This window comes from Aestuariivita sp. (assembly GCF_049276915.1).
Taxonomy (GTDB): domain Bacteria; phylum Pseudomonadota; class Alphaproteobacteria; order Rhodobacterales; family Rhodobacteraceae; genus Aestuariivita.
Genome location: NZ_JBASXK010000134.1, coordinates 1 through 19,959 on the forward strand (window position 1 = coordinate 1; position 19,959 = coordinate 19,959).

A 19,959-nucleotide genomic window follows, 5' to 3' on the forward strand; every position below is an offset into this window, starting at 1 on the left:
CGGCAGACCGAATGCAAAAGGCGCGCCCTGGACAGGCGCGCCTTTCATCCTGTCAAAACCGGGTGCTTCAGCCGAAGACACGTCCCAATGCGCCATCCACGGCGTGGGTGATATGGTCGATATCATCAGGCGTCGCGATCAGCGAAGGCGAGAAACACAGCGTGTTGTTCTTGCCCGGCACCGACCGGTTGGTGACACCGATGATCACGCCCTGTGCCATGCAGTCGCCAACAACGGCCTGCGCCAGCTTTTCGTCCACGGGATCCTTCGAGGCGCGATCTGCCACAAGTTCGGCCCCACAAAACAGACCCTTGCCGCGCACATCGCCGATCACGGCATGCTTTTCCATCAGGGCATGAAGATTTCCCATCAGGCGCTCACCCATATTGAGGGTATTCTGCAGCAGGCCTTCGTCTTCGATGATGCGCATGTTTTCGATAGCGGCAGCCGGTCCGGCGGTACAGCCGCCAAAGGTCGAGATATCGCGGAAGTAGTTCAGCTTGTCTTCGGGGGCGTCCTTGAATTTGTCGAACACCTCTTCGGTGGTCACAAGACAGGCAATCGCCGCATAGCCCGAAGCCACGCCTTTGGCCATCGTCACCATATCCGGCTTCACGCCATAGTTCTGATAGCCGAACCATGTGCCCGTGCGACCGACACCGCAGACGACCTCGTCAATGTGCAGCAGGATGTCATACTTGGTGCAAATCTCCTGGACGCGCTCCCAATAGCCCGCGGGCGGCTCGATCACGCCGCCGCCTGCCGTGACCGGCTCAAGGCAAAGCCCGCCAACCGTGTCGGGGCCTTCGCGCAGGATGACCGCTTCGATCTGATCTGCGGCCCAAACGCCATAGTTCTCCTCGGGCGCGCCGTCCTGCTCGTGCTTGCGGTATTCAAGGCAGTGGGGCACGCGCACGAAACCGGGTGCGAAGGGGCCGTATTGGGCGTTGCGTTCGTCCTGCCCGCCTGCTGAAAGACAGCCGATCGTGGTGCCGTGATAGTCGCGGTCGCGGTACAGGATCTTGTGCTTCTTGCCGCCATATTTCGCATGCGCGATCTGGCGGATCATCTTGAAGGCCTTCTCATTGGCCTCCGAGCCTGAGTTGCAGTAATAGACCCGGCTCATGCCCGGCATTTTCTCGATCAGCTTGCGGGCAAAAACCGCGCCCGGGATCGATCCGGCGGCACCGGCAAAATAGTTTAGCTTGATCAACTGGTCGCGCACTGCATTTGCGATGCTTTCGCGACCATAGCCCACATTCACTGTCCAGACGGCACCCGAGACAGCATCCAGATGCTCTTTGCCTTTCTGGTCCCAGACTTTCATCCCCTTGCCTTCGACAATGATGCGGGGGTCCGATGTCTCATAGGGTTTGTGCTGAGTCAGGTGATGCCAGATATGGGCTTTGTCAGCCTCGACCACGTGGCTGATGTCGTTTTCGTTGAACGTGCCGTCCATGATGTTCCCTCCAGACGAAATGCGCGCAAAGATACGGTGCCCGCGAACGGACCATAGTCAGATGCATCTCAAAATGAAGCCGGTTTGTATCGCACAGTTAGGACCAGACCTACGTTCCGTTTAAGTCCAGTCTGGCCGCGATTTGGGGCCAGGCTCTGCGCCAGAGTGCCGATTTCCATCTGTTTTCAAGCTGTTTGCGTGTGTTTCGCGTTTGTTTTCGCCGGGTCTGCGGGTCTGGAGTGCGCGGGAAAAAACATTGATTGGCGAAAAGATTTGCAGTCGGATTGATGCAGGCGCGGATCAAACCGCGCGGCGGAAGCTTGCGGGAGCATCTGAAAGGGCGGTTCGAACCGACTGGAATACATCGCCACCGTCCCGGGTGGCTCAATCAGGAGAACAATATGACTGTGAAAACCAAGCTGATGAGCGCGGTCGCTGGATTGGCGATGATGACCGGAGCGCAGGCAGCCCTTGCGGCGGGCCATGGCGGCGAAATCACCGTGGGATACTTCCTCGAGTGGCCCATGCCGTTCCAGTTTGCCAAAGTGAACGGCACCTATGAAGAAGAGATGGGCGTCAAGATCAACTGGGTGAGCTTTGACACCGGCACCGCGATGAGCGCCGCCATGGCCAGCGGCGACGTGCAGATGAGCGTTAGCCAAGGCGTGCCGCCCTTCGTTGTCGCGACCAGCGCGGGCCAGGATCTTCAGATCATTGATGTGGCCGTGTCCTACTCGGACAATGACAACTGCGTCGTGCGCAGCGATCTCGAAATTGACAAGGACAGCGCCGATGAACTGGCCGGCAAGAAAGTCGCCGTGCCTCTGGGAACTGCGGCGCATTACGGCTTTCTCAAGCAGATGAGCCATTTTGGCGTCGATCTGGCAAGCCTCGATGTCGTCGATATGGCACCTGCCGAAGGTGCGGCGGCACTCAGCCAGTCATCCGTTGACATGGCCTGCGGCTGGGGCGGAGCGCTGCGCCGCATGAAGGAAAGCGGCAACGTGCTGCTGACGGGTGCCGAAAAGGAACAACTGGGCATTCTGGTTTTCGACGTCACCTCTGCCCCGGCGGGGTTCGTGGCCGAAGAAAGCGAACTGGTCGCCAAGTTCCTCAAGGTCACCGCGGATGCAAATGCGATGTGGGCGGATGAAGCCAATCACGCAAAGATGCTGCCCGTGATCGCCAAGGATGCCGGCATGGACGAAGCGGCGACAGCTGCAACGCTGGCCGGTTTCGTGTTCCCGTCTGTGGATGAGCAGATGTCAGCCAAATGGCTGGGCGGCGGCGCGCAGGAGTTCATGAAGGGCGTGGCCGAAGTGTTTGTCGAATCCGGCTCGATCGGCAGCGCGCTTGAAAGCTATGCGGCGACGGTCAACACCGGGCCTCTTGCTGCTGCAAAGGGCATGTAAGCCAGATTGGCAGGGCGCGCGCCTTTCGGGGCGCGCGCCGTTTTTTTCGCCATGCGAAGCGGCGTGCAAGCTTTTCGGGGATTTTGAACCGGGGTCTTCAGGCTTTGGGTGATCGTGATCGGGGGCAGAATGACCGGATTGGCCATCAACAACATATCCATGCGTTTTGATCTGCCCGGTGGCGGGTCGGTTCAGGCGCTCAAGGATGTGACGTTGCACCTCAAGGAAGGCGAGCTCATGAGCGTGCTGGGGCCTTCGGGCTGCGGCAAGACCACGCTTTTGAACATTCTTGCGGGCTTTCTGGCTCCGACCGAGGGACAGATCGAGATGAACGGCCATATCGTCACCGGCCCTGATGCCGAACGCGGCATGGTGTTTCAGCAAGGTGCGTTGTTTGAATGGATGAACGTGCGCGAGAATGTCGGCTTTGGCCCTTCGATGAAGGGCATGCCAAAGAACGACAAAGCCGAGATTGTGAACCATTTGCTGGATGTCGTCGGCTTGCAGGATTTCAAGGACAAAGCCGTCTATGAACTGTCAGGGGGCATGCAGCAACGCGTCGCGCTGGCGCGGTGTCTGGCAAATGACCCGGATGTGATCCTGATGGACGAACCGCTTGGCGCTCTGGACGCTCTGACGCGCGAAAAGATGCAGGGCCTTGTTCTCAAGCTTTGGAAAGAGACCGGAAAGACGATCATCCTGATCACCCATTCGGTGGAAGAGGCGCTGTTGCTGGGTGAGCGGCTTCTGGTCATGGCCCCGCGACCGGGGCGCATTCACAAGGAATACCGTCTGCCCTTTGCCGAGATGGGCGTGAATGCCGATCTGCGCGAAGTCAAGAAAGAGCCCGAGTTCGCGGCCAAGCGCGAAGAAATACTGGGTATGATCTGGGATATGGAAGAAGAAATCATGGGCCGCTCGGAGGCTGCGGAATGATCCCACTTCTGATCTATATCGCGATTTTCGTCGCCTCCTATTACCTCGTGAAGCTTGTGGTCAACCGTCGCTCGACACGGGATTACACATCTCTCAAGACGGTCACATTCGGCGATGAAAGCGCGGTTGTGCCGAACCGCGTGGCAAGCTTTGTGTCGATCGCAACCATCTTCCTGCTTTGGGGGATGTTCACCGGCTCGACGCTCTTGCCGTCTTTCCTCCATGCGCCCGGACCGTTCGAGGGCACCACAGGCTTTGAATACACCGCAGAGGCGAATGGTGTGCGCGACAGCGCGACTGTCACGATTGTCGTGCATCCCATCGACGCGGAACCCGACCTGCCCGAGATCGAACCCGGCGAGGGCTGGGCCAAAAATGATGTTGCCGCCATCGGAATGTGGCGTTCTGGCCTGATACGGGTGGATCGCAATGATGAGTTTGGACGTGACGAGGGCGCAGTCGTCGTTGCGATCAACGGTGTTGCGATCGCGCCGGGCGAACGCGTGGCGGTTGCAGACGGGATTGTCTCGCTGTCGGACAAGGGAACGCCCAATTTTCAGCCCGAGAAGGGTTGGCAGATGGAGCCGATCTGGCTGCCTTCACCCGAGGCCGTGATGCAGCGTCTTGGTGAAATCGCCAGTGAAGGGTTTCGCGGTTCAACCCTGGCCGAGCATCTGGGCTATTCGCTGTTTCGCGTGATCGTCGGCTTTGTCTTTGGGGCTCTGATCGGCATTCCGCTGGGTTATGCCATGGGCCTGAGCAACTGGTTCCGCGGCTGGTTTGACCCGATTGTGGAATTCATGCGCCCCGTGCCGCCTTTGGCGCTGATCCCGCTGGTGATCATCTGGGCTGGGATCGGAGAAGCCGGAAAGATCATTCTGCTGTTTCTTGCCGCGCTTTGGATCATGGCGATCGCAGCGCGCTCTGGCGTGTCGGGCGTCAAGATATCCAAGGTGCATGCGGCCTATTCGCTGGGAGCCAGCAAATGGCAGATCATGCGATACGTTATCATCCCGAACTCCCTGCCCGAGATCTTCACCGGGGCGCGAGTCGCGATGGGGGTCTGCTGGGGCACAGTTGTCGCGGCTGAACTGGTTGCCGCTGAACAAGGCGCGGGCATGATGATCATGGTCGCGTCCAAGTTCCAGAACACCGACATCGTTTTGATGGGAATCATCCTCATCGGGGTGATCGGATTTGGCATCGACATGCTGATGCGCTGGGCCGAGCGAATCCTTGTGCCCTGGAAAGGCAAAGGCTGATACCGCTGGAGTTTTGGTCATCGCTGCGAAAATACCTACCCGATATGGATAAGCGCGCGAGATTTTGTTGATCTTTGGAAAAGGCGCATTACATCTGGTGGCACAGGTGCATAGACGCGGTAATGCAAACTGACGGCGGGGCTCGTTTACACAGGTAGACGGGCCTCGTTTTCGTTTGGCTGTTGGGAATCAGAAAAGACGCCAGGTGCTCAGACGCGGTCTTCGCATACGCAGCCACACGGGCCACACTCCTGACGTCTTCCTGAACCATGAGTCCCGCGGACGGGTCTCCGGCTCAGCCACGATGACCTGTGAAGGTCTCCGCGACCGCAACACCCTCGGTCTGCGCCAAAGTCCGACCCCCTCCGAAGAGAGTATCCTCATCTCACGTATCCCTGATCCCTTTGACGATCCATGTCCGATCCGAAAACCAGACCTTGGTCCGCATTGGCATCGTGAGGCCGCTGCTGGACGTAAAGCTTCGCTTTCTTACGCTGACCTGTCTGACCCTAAGGCCGGACCTGCCCGTTAAGCGCGCTGTGCTTTGCTCCACCGCCGTGGTTCGTGAGAACCGCTGCGATATGAAAACTGTGACAAGCCCGTAGGATTTCAGCAAGAAAAATAGCACCTTAGGCAAATTTTTCTTGTGGATAAGATGTTGATATCCTTGTGGAAAATCGGTGGATCAATGTCGATTTCGCAGCTCTGCTAATAGCTTGCACAAGGACACGCGGTTCCAGGCCGAAAACCGGGCCGAACAAGGGAATGCCGCGGTTTCGGGGCGAAGCAGTCAGCGAATCGCTGTTTGAGGGCACCCGCCTGCATGATCGAGCGGATCCACCAATGCGCTATTCGAATCGGTGCGAGGTTTGGTGGAGCCTAGCGGGATCGAACCGCTGACCTCCTGCATGCCATGCAGGCGCTCTCCCAGCTGAGCTAAGGCCCCGAAGACGTGGTCGTCAGATCACATCGTGCGCCGCTCAATAGGCGCAACACCGGGCGGGATCAAGCAGAAAATCCCGCCCGGTGAGTCGTGTTTTTATTCGTCGTCGTCTGCGGCGACGTCGGCGATTTCGTCCAGCGAGACTTCATCATCGTCGTCGTCGTCTTCAAGCAGATCATCGTCCAGATCCACATCGACTGTGTCATCATCGTCGAGGATTGCGTCATCCTCGGTATCTGCGGCATTTGCCTTTGCAGATGCTGCATCAGCTGCGTCTGCAGCGATCATGCGAGTCTTGTTCAGATCGATTTCGACCACCTCACCCGTATAGGGGCTGATGATCGGACTTTTGTTCATGTCGTAAAACCGTTTACCCGTAACCGGGCAAAGGCGTTTTACGCCCCATTCATCTTTGGGCATATGACGTCCCCTTCAAAAACTGCTGTGTCGTATCGACGATTCAGGTCACGTGCCATATGACATGGTCAGTGTCAAAGGCTTTGGCATCGGGCAGATCGGTTCAGGAGGCGTGGGTGAGCGAGTATGTCATTCAGGGCGATCCCCCTGTGCGCGTGCATTTGCGCCGATCCGCCCGTGCGCGCCGGATAAGTCTGAGGGTTTCCCGGCTGGATGGGAAGGTGACCTTGACCCATCCCGCAAGCGTACCTGCGGGAGAGGCCTTGGATTTCGCCCATGAGCGCGCGGACTGGTTGCGCGGTCACGTGACGGATGTGCCGCTGAGCGTGCGCGTCGGGATTGAAACCGAGCTGCCGATCGAAGGCCAGCTGCGCCGCGTCGTGCAGACGCAGGGCCGGCGCATCGAGCTGGCCCCTTTCGAGATCGCGGTACCGGGATCGCCTGAGACGGTAGGCAAGCGGCTCGAAAGCTATCTGAAAACGCTGGCACGTGACCGATTGGCAGCGGCTTCGGATGACTATGCTGCGCGTCTGGGCAAAAGCTTTCAGCGGATCAGCCTGCGTGACACGCGATCACGCTGGGGATCATGCTCATCGCGCGGCACGCTGATGTATTCCTGGCGGCTGGTCATGGCACCGCCAGAGGTGCTTCGTTACGTGGCGGCCCACGAGGTGGCCCATCTGGCCCAGATGAACCACTCGCGGGCCTATTGGGATGGGCTGCTGCGCATACATGGCCCTTTCGATATCCAGCGCCGCTGGCTGCACGAGCAGGGCGGCGATCTGCACAGGTTTCAGTTCACCGCTTGACCGGGCCTGCATATGTGATCACAAACTGGTTCCATGCTGATAAATCCCCGCCCTGCTGACACCAGCTCCGCTCATGACCGGGTCTATCGCGCGTTGCGCACGCGTATCATGCACGGAGAGATGGCTCCAGGCCAGGCGCTCACATTGCGCGGAATCGGCAAGGAGTTCGATGTCTCGATGACCCCGGCGCGTGAAGCGCTGCGTCGCCTGGCGGCAGAAGGGGCGCTGTTTCTGTCGAGTTCGGGTCGTGTGTCCACGCCAGAGCTGTCCAGCGAGCGAATCGAGGAACTGGCCGCCCTGCGAGCCCTGATCGAAGTTGAATTGGCCAGTCGCGCCCTGCCGCGTGCGCATATCGCGCTGATCGAACGGCTCCAGAGCATCAACGCCGTGACAGCCGAGGCCGTCGCGCAGCGCGACGCAGTCACCTATATCCGAACGAATCTCGAGTTTCACCGCACGCTGTACCTGCGCGCACAGGCCCCGGCGATGCTGGCCATGGCCGAGACCGTCTGGCTGCAGCTGGGCCCGACAATGCGCGCGCTCTATGGCCGGTTGCGCCGCACCGAACCGCCGCAGTTTCACCGCATGATCATCGCCGCGCTCAAGGCCGGGGATGAGCCTGGGCTGCGGCTTGCCGTGCGTTCGGACGTCACGCAAGGTCTGCGCTTGCTGACGACCTGACCCGGCAGGTTTCAACATGCATTGTGTATTGCACCCCTGACCCTCCCGCCCCTATCGTGGGTGTCATAAACGGGAGGAATATCTATGTCTGATTTCACAAGGCGCGGTGCGCTGGGTCTGCTTGGCGGTGCCGCCACACTGCCGATGCTGGGCGCGCCTGCGTTCGCGAACACAAAAATGACCGTGGGCGCATTGCGCTTTACCAGCCACGCGGCAAGCTTTGTCGCGCTTGAGCGGGGCTATTTCGCCGAAGAAGGCCTCGACGTCGAATTCCGCTTTTTCGAAGCCGCACAACCGATGGCGGTTGCGATCGCCTCGGGGGATGCGGATTACGCCGTCACCGCGATCTCGGGCGGGCTGATCAGCCTGGCCGAAAAGGGTGCCGCCAAAGTGATCGGCGGCGCTCTGATCGAAGAGCAAGGCATTGATGGCCAGAAGGTCATGGCGTCAAACGCGGCCTATGACGCCGGTTTAACCAGCCCCTCCATGCTGGATGGCAAAAGCTTTGCGGTGACCCAGCCGGGATCATCTTTCCACTATATGGGGTCCAAGATCAGCAGCGCCGAAGGCGCAACGGTCAGCTTCAAGCCGCTTCAGAAGGTCGGAGCGATCATCGGCGCGATGAAGTCGGGGCAGGTCGATGCCTGGACCATCGTGCCTCACATCGCCAAGCCCATGGCGGCGTCAGGTGCCATGAAGATCATCGGCAATGTCTCTGACTATCTGCCGGGCTATCAGGTCACGACCGTGTTCACCTCGGCCGAGAATGCCGCGAACGAGCGGGCCAAGACGGAAAGCTTCCTGCGTGCGTTCTCGAAAGGTGCCGCAGATTTCAACGCAGCCTTGGTGGACAAAACCGCCGGTGCAGAAGCGGATGAAGAGATGGTCAAGCTGATCCACAAATATGTCTATACGGATCGCCCGTTCGACAAGGCCGCCCCATCCATCCGCAACGGTGCGATGCGCATCAATGCAAATGCTTCGCTGAACATGGCTTCGGTCAATGACCAGTTGGACTGGTTCAAATCCGAAGGTCTGGTGAAAGAGACGATCACGACAGAGACGGTTGTCGATACGTCCTATGTCGAGACGATGAGCTAAGCAACAGGCCGGGCTCAGGCCCGGCCTTTCGCTGTCACCATGGATTTGCGCGCCGATCATATAACCCACCGCTATGGCGACATGACGGTGCTGGAAGATGTGTCGCTGGATATTCCGGCGGGCGAGATCCTGTGCATCATCGGCCCTTCGGGCTGTGGGAAATCCACGCTGTTGCGCCTGCTGGGCGGTCTGGAGAAACCAACTGCGGGACAGGTCCTGCAACTGGGCGCTCCGCCTGCGGGATGTCTCAACCCGCTGACCTATGTGTTTCAGGATTTCGCCTTGCTGCCTTGGCGCAGCGTGCAGGGCAATGTCTCGCTTGTGCTTGAGGATCATGGCCTTGAGCGACATGCATCGGACGCCATTATCGACGACGTTCTGGCGCGCACGAAGCTGTCGGATTTCAAGGCGGCTTTGCCGCGCCAGCTGTCGGGTGGCATGAAGCAGCGCGTTGCCATTGCGCGCGCACTTGCGGTCAACCCCGCCGTGATGCTTCTGGATGAACCCCTTTCCGCGCTGGATGCACAGACGCGTGAGCTGTTGATGGACGATCTTATCGGTCTCTGGTCGCGCCAGCCTTTCACCGGAGTCTATGTCACCCATAATCTTGCCGAAGCGGTGCGGCTGGGCCATCGCATTGCCGTGCTGTCGCGGCGCCCCGGTCGGGTGCGCGAAGTGATCGAGGTGCCCATGGATCTGACCGACCGCCGCCCCGGCATGGCTGAACTGGAACAGATGCAATCCCGGCTCTGGAACATGATGCGCGACGAGGCCCTTGCGGCAGATCAGGAGCTGGCAGATGTCTGACGCCAGCCAACAACGTCCCGTTCCCTTTCGCGGCGGCGGGTTCCGCCCCACGGCACGGCGCGGTATGGGCCTTCTGGTCTTCGTGGTGCTGATTGCCGTCATCGAATGGGGCACGCGGGCGGGCTGGATTTCCAACCTGACGCTGCCGCGCCCCTCGGATGTGGCGCAGACCTTCGTCGAACTCTGGAACAGCGGGATGCTGTTACAGCATCTGGTCCCCTCGGTGACGCGCCTGATCGTGGGCGGGCTGATGGGGATTACCGCCGGTATTCTGGTCGGGGTGGTCATCGGCCTGTTCAGCTATGTGCGCGCCGGGTTGATCCCCTTGGTCGCGGCGATCTTTCCGATCCCAAAGATCGCGCTTCTGCCTTTGTTCGTGATCTGGTTCGGCATTGATGAGGCCTCGAAATACGCGCTGATCGCTTTGGGCACATTCACCCCGACGGTGGTGGCCACATATGGCGCGGTTGATAACGTGGATCGTACGTTGATCCGGATGGGCCAAAGCTTTGGCCTGAGCTGGATGTCCATCGTGCGCAAGATCGTGTTGCCGGGCGCTTTGCCCGGAATCCTGTCTGGCCTGCGCGTCAGCGTGGCCATCGGGATCATCCTGCTGGTGGCCGCCGAAATGCTGGGCGCGGAGTTTGGCGTGGGTGCCTATATCCTGCAGGCCGGATCGCTTTACGATCTGGAACGGCTGTTTGCCGGCGTGGTCATTCTGTCGGTGATGGGCGTGCTGACAAGCTGGCTGATCGGGCGCGCCGAGAAACGTCTGCTGCGCTGGCGCTCCTGAGAGGTTTCGATCAGGCGGCGAGGCCCTTTGATCCGATATCCAGGAACTTGCGGCGCCGATCTGCAACCAGCGCCTTGGCGTCTTTGCCTTTCAGCTCATCCAGCATTGCGGAAATCGCCTTGCCGACAGCCTCGATGGTTTGCGGTTTGGCACGGTGCGCCCCACCCAGAGGTTCCTGGATGATCCGGTCGATCACACCCAGTTTCTTGAGGTCCTGCGCCGTCAGCCGCAACGCTTCGGCGGCTTCGCGCATCTTCTCGGCGTCTTTCCAAAGGATCGACGCACAGCCCTCCGGGCTGATCACGGAATAGACCGAATGCTCAAGCATCGCGACCCGGTTGGCCGTTGCAAAGGCCACCGCACCGCCTGAGCCGCCTTCGCCGGTGATGACGGATACCAGCGGAACGCCGATCTGCAGGCAGGTCTCGGTCGCACGGGCAATCGCTTCGGACTGACCGCGTTCCTCGGCACCTTTTCCGGGATATGCACCCGGTGTGTCGACCAGAGTAATCACGGGCAGGCCGAACTTGTGGGCCATCTCCATCAGGCGGACGGCCTTGCGGTATCCTTCGGGGCGCGCCATGCCAAAGTTGCGCTCGATCCGGCTTTTGGTGTCGGTGCCCTTTTCATGACCGATCACCATGACGGGACGGTCTTCAAACCGGGCAAGGCCTCCCATGACCGCGTGATCATCGGCAAAGTTGCGATCGCCCGCCAGCGGTGTGTATTCCTGAAACAACACCTTGATATAGTCCTGGCAATGGGGGCGTTCGGCGTGACGCGCCACCTGGCATTTGCGCCAGGGCGTGAGGTCTTTGTACAGATCCTGCAGAATCTTGGCGGCCTTGGCATCCAGTGCCTTGGCTTCGTCATCGATATCCATCTCGGCGTTTTGACGGGCAAGCGCGCGCAGTTCTTCTGCCTTGCCTTCGATCTCGGCCAGCGGTTTTTCAAAATCGAGATATTGGGTCATATCACTCGTCCCTTGCCTGTGCGTCTATATGGCCGGAGGGGCGCGCAGATGCAATGCCGGGCGCATTCAGGGCCAGATCACCGGATAGAGAGAGGCCACCAGAAGCCCCGCCATGATCCAGTTGAACGCCCTGAGGCGCGCCGGGCTTTGCAACAACCGTGCCATCTGCTGACCCAAAAGCGTCCATGAACCGACCGAGGGAAGGTTGATAAGCCCAAAGATCAGCCCGACGATCAGGATCGCATAGAGGCTGCGCTCGGGGGTGTAGGCGCTGATCGCGGTCAGGGCCATCGTCCAGGCCTTGGGGTTGACCCATTGAAAGGCCGCCGCCTGCAGGAACGTCATCGGCGTGCCGGTGGACGCGCCGGTTCGGGCGGGCACCGCATTGGCGATTTTCCATGCCAGATACAGCAGATAGGCGACACTGCAGGTTTTCAGAATACTGTAGCTGATCGGATAGGCGTCAAAGATCTGGATCAGCCCTGCGCCCACCAGCAGGATCATGAAGACAAAGCCAAAGCCCACTCCCAACATATGCGGGATAGTGCGCCGAAACCCGAAATTGGCACCCGACGCCATCAGCATCAGATTGTTGGGCCCCGGCGTGATGGACGAGACAAAGGCGAAGACCGCCAGGGCAATCAGAATCTCATATGTCATGATGAACAGTTTGACGTGTCTTTATCGCCATGTGCTTGCGTTTTGCGGCGATACTTGACTATTTTTGCAATTAATGGCGAAAACAGACAGAATAAACGAACAAATATTGCAAGAGCTGTCGCGCGATGGGCGGATCAGCAACCTTGAGCTTGCTGAACGCGTTGGCCTGTCGCCCTCGGCCTGTCTGCGCCGGGTGCAGGACCTGGAACGTTCGGGCGTGATCCTGGGATATCGCGCGGTGGTCAATCCGGCGGCGCGGGGTGTTGGCTTTGCCGCCTATGTCGGTGTCGGTCTGAACGAGCACTCAAAACAGGCGCAGCTGAAGTTTGAACGCGCGATGGCGCGCGCGCCGGAGGTTGTGGAATGTCACAACATCACTGGAACGATCGAGTATCTGCTGCGCGTCGAATGCGCCGATCTGGCGGCCTACAAGACGTTTCACACCGATGTTCTGGGCACGGTGCAGCATGTGAATGCGATCACGTCCTATGTGGTCATGGGCTCACCCAAGGACACTCGCAGATAAGAGCGCGCGCACAGGAATAACCGAGCCTTCACAGACACCTGTCCCGTCTGTCCGAGCCGTCTTGCGCAGCGGTGCCGGTCAGCCTTTTGCGATCATCTCGGTTTGGCGCACGATGACTTCGGCCTGTTTGATCGAAGCGATATCGACCAGACGGCCCTTGTACACGGTGGCCCCTTCACCATTTGCCTTGGCCGCTTCCATCGCGGCAAGGATCTCGCGCGCTTCGGTGACCGCGGCTTCTGTCGGGGTGAAGATCTCGTTGGACAGGGCCACCTGCTTGGGGTGGATTGCCCATTTGCCGACCATACCCAGCGTTGCCGACCGGCGGGCCTGTGCGCGGAAACCTTCTTCGTCCGAGAAGTCGCCAAATGGTCCGTCGACCGGCAATACACCATGGGTGCGGCAGGCTGCGACGATCGCCGTCTGCGCCCAGTGCCAGGGATCGGACCAGTGTTTTTGGCCCTCATGGAGCATGTAATAGCCTTCCTGCGTGCCACCGATCCCGGTTGTGTTCATGCCCATCGAGGCGGCAAAGTCAGCCGCTCCCAGGCTCATGGCCTGCAGGCGCGGGGTGGCGGCGGCGATCTCCTCGACATGCGAGATGCCGGCGGCGGATTCGATGATCACCTCGAAGGCGATCCGCTTTTTGCGTCCCCTGGCCGCCTCGACGGCGCTCACCAGCGCATCCACCGCATAGAGATCCGCAGCGCAGCCGACCTTTGGGATCATGATCTGGTCAAGCCGCTCGGACGCCTGTTCCAGCAGGTCCACAACATCGCGATACCAATAGGGTGTATCCAGGCCGTTGATCCGCACGCTGAGTGTCTTGCTGCCCCAATCCACATCGCCGATGGCCTCGATCACGTTCTTTCGCGCCCGGTCCTTGTCAGACGGTGCCACCGAATCTTCGAGGTCGATATTGACGACATCCGCGGCCGAACCTGCCATTTTCTCGAAGATCGCAGGCCGTGAGCCCGGGCCGAAAAGCTGGCAGCGATTGAGGCGGGCGACCGGTGTTGGCTGGATGCGAAAGCTCATGAGGGGTCCGAGACCTTGTGTTGCGGATGTTATGGGGATCGCTGGTATTTAATTGCGCCGAACGGCGCAAGGTCGATTCTGCGTGCGCAGCATGGTTGCGGCACTGCAGCGCGACCAGACGCGCCGGATTCGATGGCCTTTGGAATCTCCTGCAAGATTCTTCGGCAAATTTTGCAATTCATGGAAGAATGTTGCAGCGCTTTGCCGTGAGCACGCTCAAAACGCGACCGGATTAGCCCTGTTTGAGGTATTGTCGAGCGCAAACAGCGGAGATTTACCATGATCGAAACACCCTATCTTTTGTTTCTGGGCGATGCGCCGGATCAACTGGCCGCGAAGGTCGCACAAGGTATCAAGGATTGGCGTCCCGAGAATGCTATAGGTCAGTATCGCATGACGGGATGCGGCGCGGATGTGGGGTTGACCGACATGACGCTGGCCGAGGCGCGCGACGCGGGGGCCAAGACCCTTGTGATCGGCGTGGCAAACCGTGGGGGCATGATTTCCCAGGCGTGGAAAGACGTTTTGATCGAAGCGCTCGAGATGGGGTATGATCTGGCCTCGGGCCTGCACAACCTGCTGCGCGATGAGAGGGATCTGTCCTCTTGCGCCCAGATGCACGGTGGCACGCTGCATGATGTGCGCGTGCCCACGGACGCCTATCCGATTGCCAATGGCAAGAAACGCAGCGGCAAACGTGTGCTTGCCGTGGGTACGGATTGCTCGGTCGGCAAGATGTATACCGCGCTTGCGCTGGATGAAGCGATGCGCCGCAAAGGCATGAAGTCGACCTTTCGTGCGACCGGGCAGACCGGAATCCTGATCACGGGGCATGGCGTGCCGCTGGATGCGGTGATCGCGGATTTCATGGCCGGTGCGGTGGAATACCTGACGCCGGATAATGATGCCGACCACTGGGATATCATCGAGGGACAGGGCAGCCTTTATCATGTGTCTTACTCGGGTGTGACCATGGCGCTTATTCATGGCGGCCAGCCTGACGCGCTGATCCTGTGCCACGAGCCGACGCGCAAGACCATGCGCGGTTTGCCGGACTATACCCTGCCCAGTCTTGAACAGGTGCGCGACATGGCGCTGCCCCTGGCGCGGATTGCCAATCCAGCCTGTCAGGTGATCGCAATTTCGATAAACACGCAGCATATGAGCGACGCCGAGGCGGATGCCTACCTGGCCGAGGTCGAGACGCGGCTTGGATTGCCGGCGGTGGATCCGTTCCGTCATGGAGCCGAGAAACTGGCGGATGCCTTGCACGCGATGACCTGAGCGGCCCCGTGGCGGGCCGTCCCTTCGGGGAGGATATTTTGGGCAAGATGAAGGAGCGGGCATGACCATCAGCGTGACGCGGGATGTGTTTCAACTGGCGCAGGTCTTCACCATTGCGCGCGGGTCTCGCACCGAGGCGCAGGTTCTCACCGTGCGCGTGGAGCGGGATGGTGCCGTGGGCTGGGGCGAATGCGTGCCCTATGCGCGCTATGGTGAGACACTTGACAGTGTCGAGGCGCAGATCACCGGCTTGCCGCAAGGGGTAAGCCGTATGGATCTGACGCAGGCCTTGCCTGCCAGTGCGGCACGCAATGCGCTGGATTGCGCCCTGTGGGATCTGGAGGCCAAGCAGGCCGGCAAGCGGGTCTGGGAACTGGCGGGTCTGGCTGAGCCGGCACCACAGATCACGGCCTATACTCTCTCGCTGGACACCCCTGAGAAGATGCAGGCGCAGGCAGAGCTGAATGCCGATCGCCCGCTGTTGAAGATCAAGCTTGGCACGGCCGATGACATGGGACGTCTGGAGGCGGTGCGCCGGGGGGCACCGGATGCCAGGATCATCGTGGACGCTAATGAGGGCTGGAGCGCGGATGTCTATGCCGATCTGGCTCCGCATCTGGTGCGCCTGGGCGTTCTGATGGTCGAACAGCCCTTGCCTGCGGGGCAGGATGACATGCTGGGCGAGATTGCCCGACCCTTGCCGGTTTGCGCAGACGAGAGTTGCCACGATCGCGCGTCTTTGGCGGACCTGAAGGGCAAGTATGACCTTGTCAATATCAAGCTGGACAAGACCGGAGGTCTGACCGAGGCGCTGGCCCTGCGCCAGGCGGCCGAGGCAGCAGGCTATGGTATCATGGTGGGCTGCATGGTCGGTTCGTCTCTGGCGATGGCTCCGGCGACACTGGTTGCGCAGGGTGTGGCGGTTGTTGATCTTGACGGGCCGTTGTTGTTGGTCGAAGACCGGGATCAGCCGCTGATTTTCGACGCGGCGGGTGTTCATCCGCCTGAGGCGGCACTTTGGGGATAGGAGAGGCGTTCATGCGCACCGTTTACGTGAATGGCGAGTATCTGCCGGAAGATCAGGCAAGGGTGTCGATCTTTGATCGCGGATTTCTGATGGCCGATGGCGTCTATGAGGTAACCAGTGTTCTGGATGGCAAGCTGATTGACTTTGACGGTCATGCGGTGCGGCTGGAGCGGTCCTTGGGGGAGTTGGAGATGGCGTCTCCGGTGACCCGGGAGGAGTTGCTGGAGATCCATCGCGAGTTGGTGCGTCTGAACGATGTCAATGAAGGGATGATCTATCTGCAGATCACCCGCGGCGCACCCAGTGACCGGGATTTCGTGTTTCCGGATGCCGAGACCACGCCCTCGACGATCGTGCTGTTCACGCAGAACAAGCCCGGGCTGGCTGACAATCCGGCGGCCAGAAAAGGCATGCGGGTGATCAGCATCGAGGACATGCGCTGGGGGCGCAGGGACATCAAGACCGTGCAGTTGCTCTATCCGAGCATGGGCAAGATGATGGCCAAGAAGGCCGGGGCTGACGATGCCTGGATGGTGCAGGACGGCTTCGTGACCGAAGGCACCAGCAACAACGCCTATATCGTGAAGGGCAACAAGATCATCACGCGCGCGCTTTCCAATGATATTCTGCACGGGATCACGCGGGCGGCCGTGTTGCGCTGTGCGGCCGAAGCGCAGATGGAGGTCGAGGAACGCAACTTCAGCATCGATGAGGCCCAGGAGGCGGATGAGGCGTTCATCACCTCGGCTTCGACCTTTGTGATGCCGGTGGTCGAGATTGACGGCACGAAGCTTGGAGATGGCACCCCGGGGTCTGTTGCGACGCGTCTGCGCGAGATCTATCTCGACGAAAGTCGGAAGGCCGCGATTTGAGCGGCGATATCCCGTTTCGCACCCTGATCCCGCGCGCGGCGTTCGAGGCGCAGGTGGGTCAGGAGATCGGCTGTTCGCGCTGGTTCGATATGGATCAGGCGCGTATCGATGCCTTTGCCGAAGTGACCGAGGATCAGCAGTTCATTCATGTCGATCCCGTGCGCGCCGCCGGGACGATCTTTGGCGGGACCGTCGCGCATGGCATGCTGACGCTGTCGATGCTGTCGGCCATGGCCTATGATGCCCTGCCTGCGCTGGAAGGCATGAAAGCTTCGGTCAATTACGGGTTTGACCGGCTGCGTTTCGTGGCTCCGGTGCCCGGTGGATCGCGGTTGCGCGCCCGCTTTACCCTGTTGAACACCGAAGAACGCAAGGCCGGTCAACTGATGGCCTGCGTGGGCGTTGTGGTTGAAATCGAGGGGCAGGACAAACCCGCGCTCACGGCTGATTGGCGCGTCGTCTATCTGCTTTGAGGCCGCGGGCGGTTTGCCTTTCGGGGACATCCGGCCCGGTTCAAACGCGCTCGCCCCTGTCCATTTTGTTTAGAAAAAGGTCGGCGTCGCGCAACACGGTGTCACGTCTGGTTTCGTCCATGCGATCCCAGGTGCGGTACATGTTGGCCATGCGCGGGTTGCCTGCGAACCTGTCGCGGTGGCGCGCCAGGAAATGCCAGTAGAGCAGGTTGAAGGGGCAGGCGTCTTCACCGGTCTTGGCGCTGACGGAATAGGCGCAATTCTTGCAGTAATCCGACATGCGATTGATATAGGCCCCGGACGAGACATAGGGTTTGGATGCGATGATCCCGCCATCTGCAAACAGGCTCATGCCCACGGTGTTGGGCGCTTCGACCCATTCATAGGCGTCGATGTAGACCGACAGATACCATTCATGCACCTGGTGCGGATCAATCCCGGCCAGCAGGCCGAAATTGCCGGTGACCATCAGGCGCTGGATGTGGTGGGCATAGGCCTCATCGCGGGTCTGTTCCACCGCTTTCGAGATGCAGCGCATCCGCGTGTCAGAGCCCCAATAGAAGGCGGGCAGGCTACGGGTATGGCCCAGTGCATTGCGGCTGGCATAATCCGCGCCTTCCAGGAAATAGATCCCGCGCACATATTCGCGCCAGCCGATGATCTGGCGGATAAAGCCTTCGACCGCGTTCAGCGGCGCCTTGCCTGATTTGTAGGCGTCTTCGGCGGCCCGGCAGATTTCAAGCGGGCTCAGTAGCCCTGCGTTCAGATAGGGCGAGATCACCGCGTGATAGAGAAACCGGTTCTGATCCAGCATCGCATCCTGAAAATCTCCGAACCTGGGTAGGGCGTTGCGGATGAACTGCATCAGCGCGCGATGGGCACCTGCGCGGTCCGTGGCATAATGAAACGGGCGCAGGGTGCCGAAGTGCTCGCCGAAGCGAGCGTCGACCAGATCAAGGACGTCCTCGACCACCGCATCTGGCGTGAACTGCATCGGTCCGGGGTAACTCACGTCATCGGGGGCCGGTTTGCGGTTGTCGTGGTCATAGTTCCATTTGCCGCCCTCAGGCTGATCGCCGTCCATCAGCAGCCCGGTCTTGCGGCGCATCTCGCGATAGAAATACTCCATGCGCAGTTGCTTGCGCCCCGCGGCCCAGTCCTGGAAGTCCTTGTGCGAGGCCAGGAAACGGTCGTCTTCCAGTATCTCGACCTGAAGCGGTGCCTGTTGCAGCGCTTCGATCAGCCGCCATTCACCCGGCTCGGTCGCACGCACCCGGCTGATCCCGGTGTCCTGCGCGCGGCGCAGCAGCTCGCCGACGATCGATCCTGCGTTTTTGGTGTCGTCAAGCTGGGCATAAAGGACGTTCCACCCTTGGGCGCGCAGCTGTTGCGCGAATTTGCGCATGGCCGCAAAGACGAAGGCGATCTTCTTGGGGTGATGCGGGACATAGCTGGCCTCATCGCCAACTTCGGCCATGACCACGATATCGTTGTCCGGGTTGGCGTTGCGCAGCGCGCTCAGATCGGGGGACAGCTGATCGCCCAGGATCAGGATCAGGCGGCTTACCATGGGATCTGTTTGCCCGCCCAGTCAAAGAACTGGCCGCTGTCCTGCGGGCTGAGGCCGTTCATCACGTTGATCAGGTTGGCGGCGGCCTCGGATGCGGGGACGGCGGGGTGGCGTCCGAGGTATCTTGCGGTAAAGGGCGTGGCCACGGTGCCGGGGTGAAGGGCGACGCAGATGGCCTGTTTGTGGGTGCGCGCAAGCTCGATGGCGGCGGTATGCACCACCTGGTTCACGGCGGCCTTGGCGCTGCGATAACTGACCCAGCCGCCAATGCGGTTGTCCGATATCGACCCGACACGGGCGGACAGGACGGCGAACACGCAGCGCTGTGCGCGGGGAAGCAGGCGGTGCGCATGCGACAGCACCAGAGCGGGGCCCAGCGTGTTGAGCTGGAATTGGGCCATCATGTCCTGCGCATTCAGGGCTTTGATCGTTTTTTCAGGTTCCGCCCCGTTGATCTCAAGCGCGCCGGTCGCGACGATCACCCGGTCAAACGGTCCCAGCCCCTTCAGATGCCGCGCCACGCTGGCCTCATCCGTGATGTCAATCCCATCCGCCGAGCGCGACAGGCCTGTGACCTGCTCGCCCTGTGCCCGTAGCGCATGCGACAGGGCTGACCCTATCCCGCCCGAGCTTCCCAAAATCAATGTCGTGCTCATGCGACGTGACCTAGCCGGACTGCGGGAATGTTCAACGCAAGAGGGGGCAAGAAATCCCTTCCCATTTCCGGATGGCTGCGTATAACCTTGGAGTCATGAACAACGCCACGCATATCATCGCTCAGAACGCATCCAGCGTTTCGTGCCTGCGTGGGCTGCTGCTCCTAATGCGCCTCTGAGCGTGCCATCCGGCGCGTCCGCTCAGAGGAGACCGCATGCGCGCCACATGGCTTCAGGAACAGACGAAAAAGAGACCCGAC

The 19,959-nt window shown here is 60.3% G+C and carries 20 protein-coding genes and 1 tRNA gene; 13 read left to right on the plus strand and 8 right to left on the minus strand.

Annotated elements, in window-relative coordinates; all coding sequences use genetic code 11:
- Nucleotides 1–67 precede the first annotated feature (67 nt).
- Nucleotides 68–1,459, minus strand: coding sequence for an aspartate aminotransferase family protein (locus tag WAO69_RS14310; RefSeq protein ID WP_422180293.1), 1,392 nt, complete (start codon nt 1,457–1,459; stop codon nt 68–70).
- A 401-nt stretch (nt 1,460–1,860) separates the two neighbouring features.
- Here WAO69_RS14310 and WAO69_RS14315 point away from each other — a divergent pair, with 401 nt between their 5' ends.
- The 3 genes from WAO69_RS14315 to WAO69_RS14325 all read left to right on the plus strand — a co-directional run bounded on the left by WAO69_RS14315 (nt 1,861) and on the right by WAO69_RS14325 (nt 5,069).
- Nucleotides 1,861–2,871 carry an ABC transporter substrate-binding protein gene (locus WAO69_RS14315; RefSeq protein ID WP_422180295.1) on the plus strand — a complete coding sequence of 337 codons (1,011 nt, stop codon included), beginning with the start codon at nt 1,861–1,863 and terminating at the stop codon, nt 2,869–2,871.
- Nucleotides 2,872–3,000: 129 nt separating this feature from the next.
- Nucleotides 3,001–3,807, plus strand: coding sequence for a taurine ABC transporter ATP-binding protein (locus WAO69_RS14320; RefSeq protein ID WP_422180297.1), 807 nt, complete (start codon nt 3,001–3,003; stop codon nt 3,805–3,807).
- Complete coding sequence (locus tag WAO69_RS14325) at nt 3,804–5,069, plus strand: ABC transporter permease (protein WP_422180299.1); 1,266 nt, start codon at nt 3,804–3,806, stop codon at nt 5,067–5,069. Before WAO69_RS14320 ends, WAO69_RS14325 begins: the two co-directional genes overlap by 4 nt.
- 870 nt (nt 5,070–5,939) lie before the next feature.
- Here WAO69_RS14325 and WAO69_RS14330 read toward each other — a convergent pair.
- Together WAO69_RS14330 and WAO69_RS14335 are read right to left on the minus strand one after the other, a co-directional pair.
- Nucleotides 5,940–6,015 (minus strand) — tRNA-Ala (locus WAO69_RS14330).
- 93 nt (nt 6,016–6,108) lie between these two features.
- A complete protein-coding gene (locus WAO69_RS14335) occupies nt 6,109–6,432 on the minus strand; it encodes a TIGR02300 family protein (RefSeq protein WP_422180301.1) in 324 nt (107 codons plus the stop codon).
- Nucleotides 6,433–6,545: 113 nt separating this feature from the next.
- Between WAO69_RS14335 and WAO69_RS14340 the strand changes: the two genes are divergently transcribed.
- The 5 genes from WAO69_RS14340 to WAO69_RS14360 all read left to right on the plus strand — a co-directional run bounded on the left by WAO69_RS14340 (nt 6,546) and on the right by WAO69_RS14360 (nt 10,620).
- Nucleotides 6,546–7,238, plus strand: a complete 693-nt coding sequence (locus WAO69_RS14340) for a M48 family metallopeptidase (protein ID WP_422180303.1) — start codon at nt 6,546–6,548, stop codon at nt 7,236–7,238.
- 33 nt (nt 7,239–7,271) lie between these two features.
- The gene (locus WAO69_RS14345) at nt 7,272–7,919 is read left to right on the plus strand and encodes a GntR family transcriptional regulator (RefSeq protein ID WP_422180305.1); all 648 of its coding nucleotides are present in this window, start codon (nt 7,272–7,274) and stop codon (nt 7,917–7,919) included.
- A gap of 84 nt (nt 7,920–8,003) precedes the next feature.
- A complete protein-coding gene (locus WAO69_RS14350; protein ID WP_422180307.1) occupies nt 8,004–9,020 on the plus strand; it encodes an ABC transporter substrate-binding protein in 1,017 nt (338 codons plus the stop codon).
- A 39-nt stretch (nt 9,021–9,059) separates the two neighbouring features.
- Nucleotides 9,060–9,827, plus strand: coding sequence for an ABC transporter ATP-binding protein (locus WAO69_RS14355; RefSeq protein WP_422180309.1), 768 nt, complete (start codon nt 9,060–9,062; stop codon nt 9,825–9,827).
- The gene (locus WAO69_RS14360; protein WP_422180311.1) at nt 9,820–10,620 is read left to right on the plus strand and encodes an ABC transporter permease; all 801 of its coding nucleotides are present in this window, start codon (nt 9,820–9,822) and stop codon (nt 10,618–10,620) included. Before WAO69_RS14355 ends, WAO69_RS14360 begins: the two co-directional genes overlap by 8 nt.
- Nucleotides 10,621–10,630: 10 nt before the next feature.
- Here WAO69_RS14360 and WAO69_RS14365 read toward each other — a convergent pair whose 3' ends face one another.
- Nucleotides 10,631–11,593 carry an acetyl-CoA carboxylase carboxyltransferase subunit alpha gene (locus WAO69_RS14365; protein WP_422180313.1) on the minus strand — a complete coding sequence of 321 codons (963 nt, stop codon included), beginning with the start codon at nt 11,591–11,593 and terminating at the stop codon, nt 10,631–10,633.
- A 66-nt stretch (nt 11,594–11,659) separates the two neighbouring features.
- The gene (locus WAO69_RS14370) at nt 11,660–12,253 is read right to left on the minus strand and encodes a LysE family translocator (protein ID WP_422180315.1); all 594 of its coding nucleotides are present in this window, start codon (nt 12,251–12,253) and stop codon (nt 11,660–11,662) included.
- A gap of 73 nt (nt 12,254–12,326) precedes the next feature.
- Between WAO69_RS14370 and WAO69_RS14375 the strand changes: the two genes are divergently transcribed.
- Entirely contained in the window at nt 12,327–12,779 is a 453-nt protein-coding gene (locus WAO69_RS14375) for an Lrp/AsnC family transcriptional regulator (RefSeq protein WP_422180317.1), read from the plus strand.
- A gap of 78 nt (nt 12,780–12,857) precedes the next feature.
- Here the strand turns inward: WAO69_RS14375 and WAO69_RS14380 are convergent, their stop codons facing one another.
- Complete coding sequence (locus WAO69_RS14380; protein ID WP_422180319.1) at nt 12,858–13,817, minus strand: L-malyl-CoA/beta-methylmalyl-CoA lyase; 960 nt, start codon at nt 13,815–13,817, stop codon at nt 12,858–12,860.
- 279 nt (nt 13,818–14,096) lie between these two features.
- On the opposite strand from WAO69_RS14380, the gene dgcN reads away from it, so the two are divergent.
- The 4 genes from dgcN to WAO69_RS14400 all read left to right on the plus strand — a co-directional run bounded on the left by dgcN (nt 14,097) and on the right by WAO69_RS14400 (nt 17,473).
- Nucleotides 14,097–15,101 (plus strand): N-acetyltransferase DgcN, encoded by a 1,005-nt coding sequence (gene dgcN / locus WAO69_RS14385; RefSeq protein ID WP_422180321.1) that lies wholly within the window; start codon nt 14,097–14,099, stop codon nt 15,099–15,101.
- A 61-nt stretch (nt 15,102–15,162) separates the two neighbouring features.
- Complete coding sequence (dgcA, locus tag WAO69_RS14390) at nt 15,163–16,128, plus strand: N-acetyl-D-Glu racemase DgcA (RefSeq protein WP_422180323.1); 966 nt, start codon at nt 15,163–15,165, stop codon at nt 16,126–16,128.
- Nucleotides 16,129–16,139: 11 nt separating this feature from the next.
- Nucleotides 16,140–17,000: a D-amino-acid transaminase gene (locus tag WAO69_RS14395; RefSeq protein ID WP_422180325.1), complete on the plus strand. Its 861-nt coding sequence runs from the start codon at nt 16,140–16,142 to the stop codon at nt 16,998–17,000.
- Nucleotides 16,997–17,473 carry a MaoC family dehydratase gene (locus WAO69_RS14400; RefSeq protein WP_422180327.1) on the plus strand — a complete coding sequence of 159 codons (477 nt, stop codon included), beginning with the start codon at nt 16,997–16,999 and terminating at the stop codon, nt 17,471–17,473. Before WAO69_RS14395 ends, WAO69_RS14400 begins: the two co-directional genes overlap by 4 nt.
- Before the next feature lie 40 nt (nt 17,474–17,513).
- Here WAO69_RS14400 and WAO69_RS14405 read toward each other — a convergent pair whose 3' ends face one another.
- Nucleotides 17,514–19,043, minus strand: coding sequence for a cryptochrome/photolyase family protein (locus tag WAO69_RS14405; protein ID WP_422180329.1), 1,530 nt, complete (start codon nt 19,041–19,043; stop codon nt 17,514–17,516).
- Nucleotides 19,037–19,699 carry an SDR family NAD(P)-dependent oxidoreductase gene (locus tag WAO69_RS14410; RefSeq protein ID WP_422180332.1) on the minus strand — a complete coding sequence of 221 codons (663 nt, stop codon included), beginning with the start codon at nt 19,697–19,699 and terminating at the stop codon, nt 19,037–19,039. Before WAO69_RS14410 ends, WAO69_RS14405 begins: the two co-directional genes overlap by 7 nt.
- Nucleotides 19,700–19,959 lie beyond the last annotated feature (260 nt).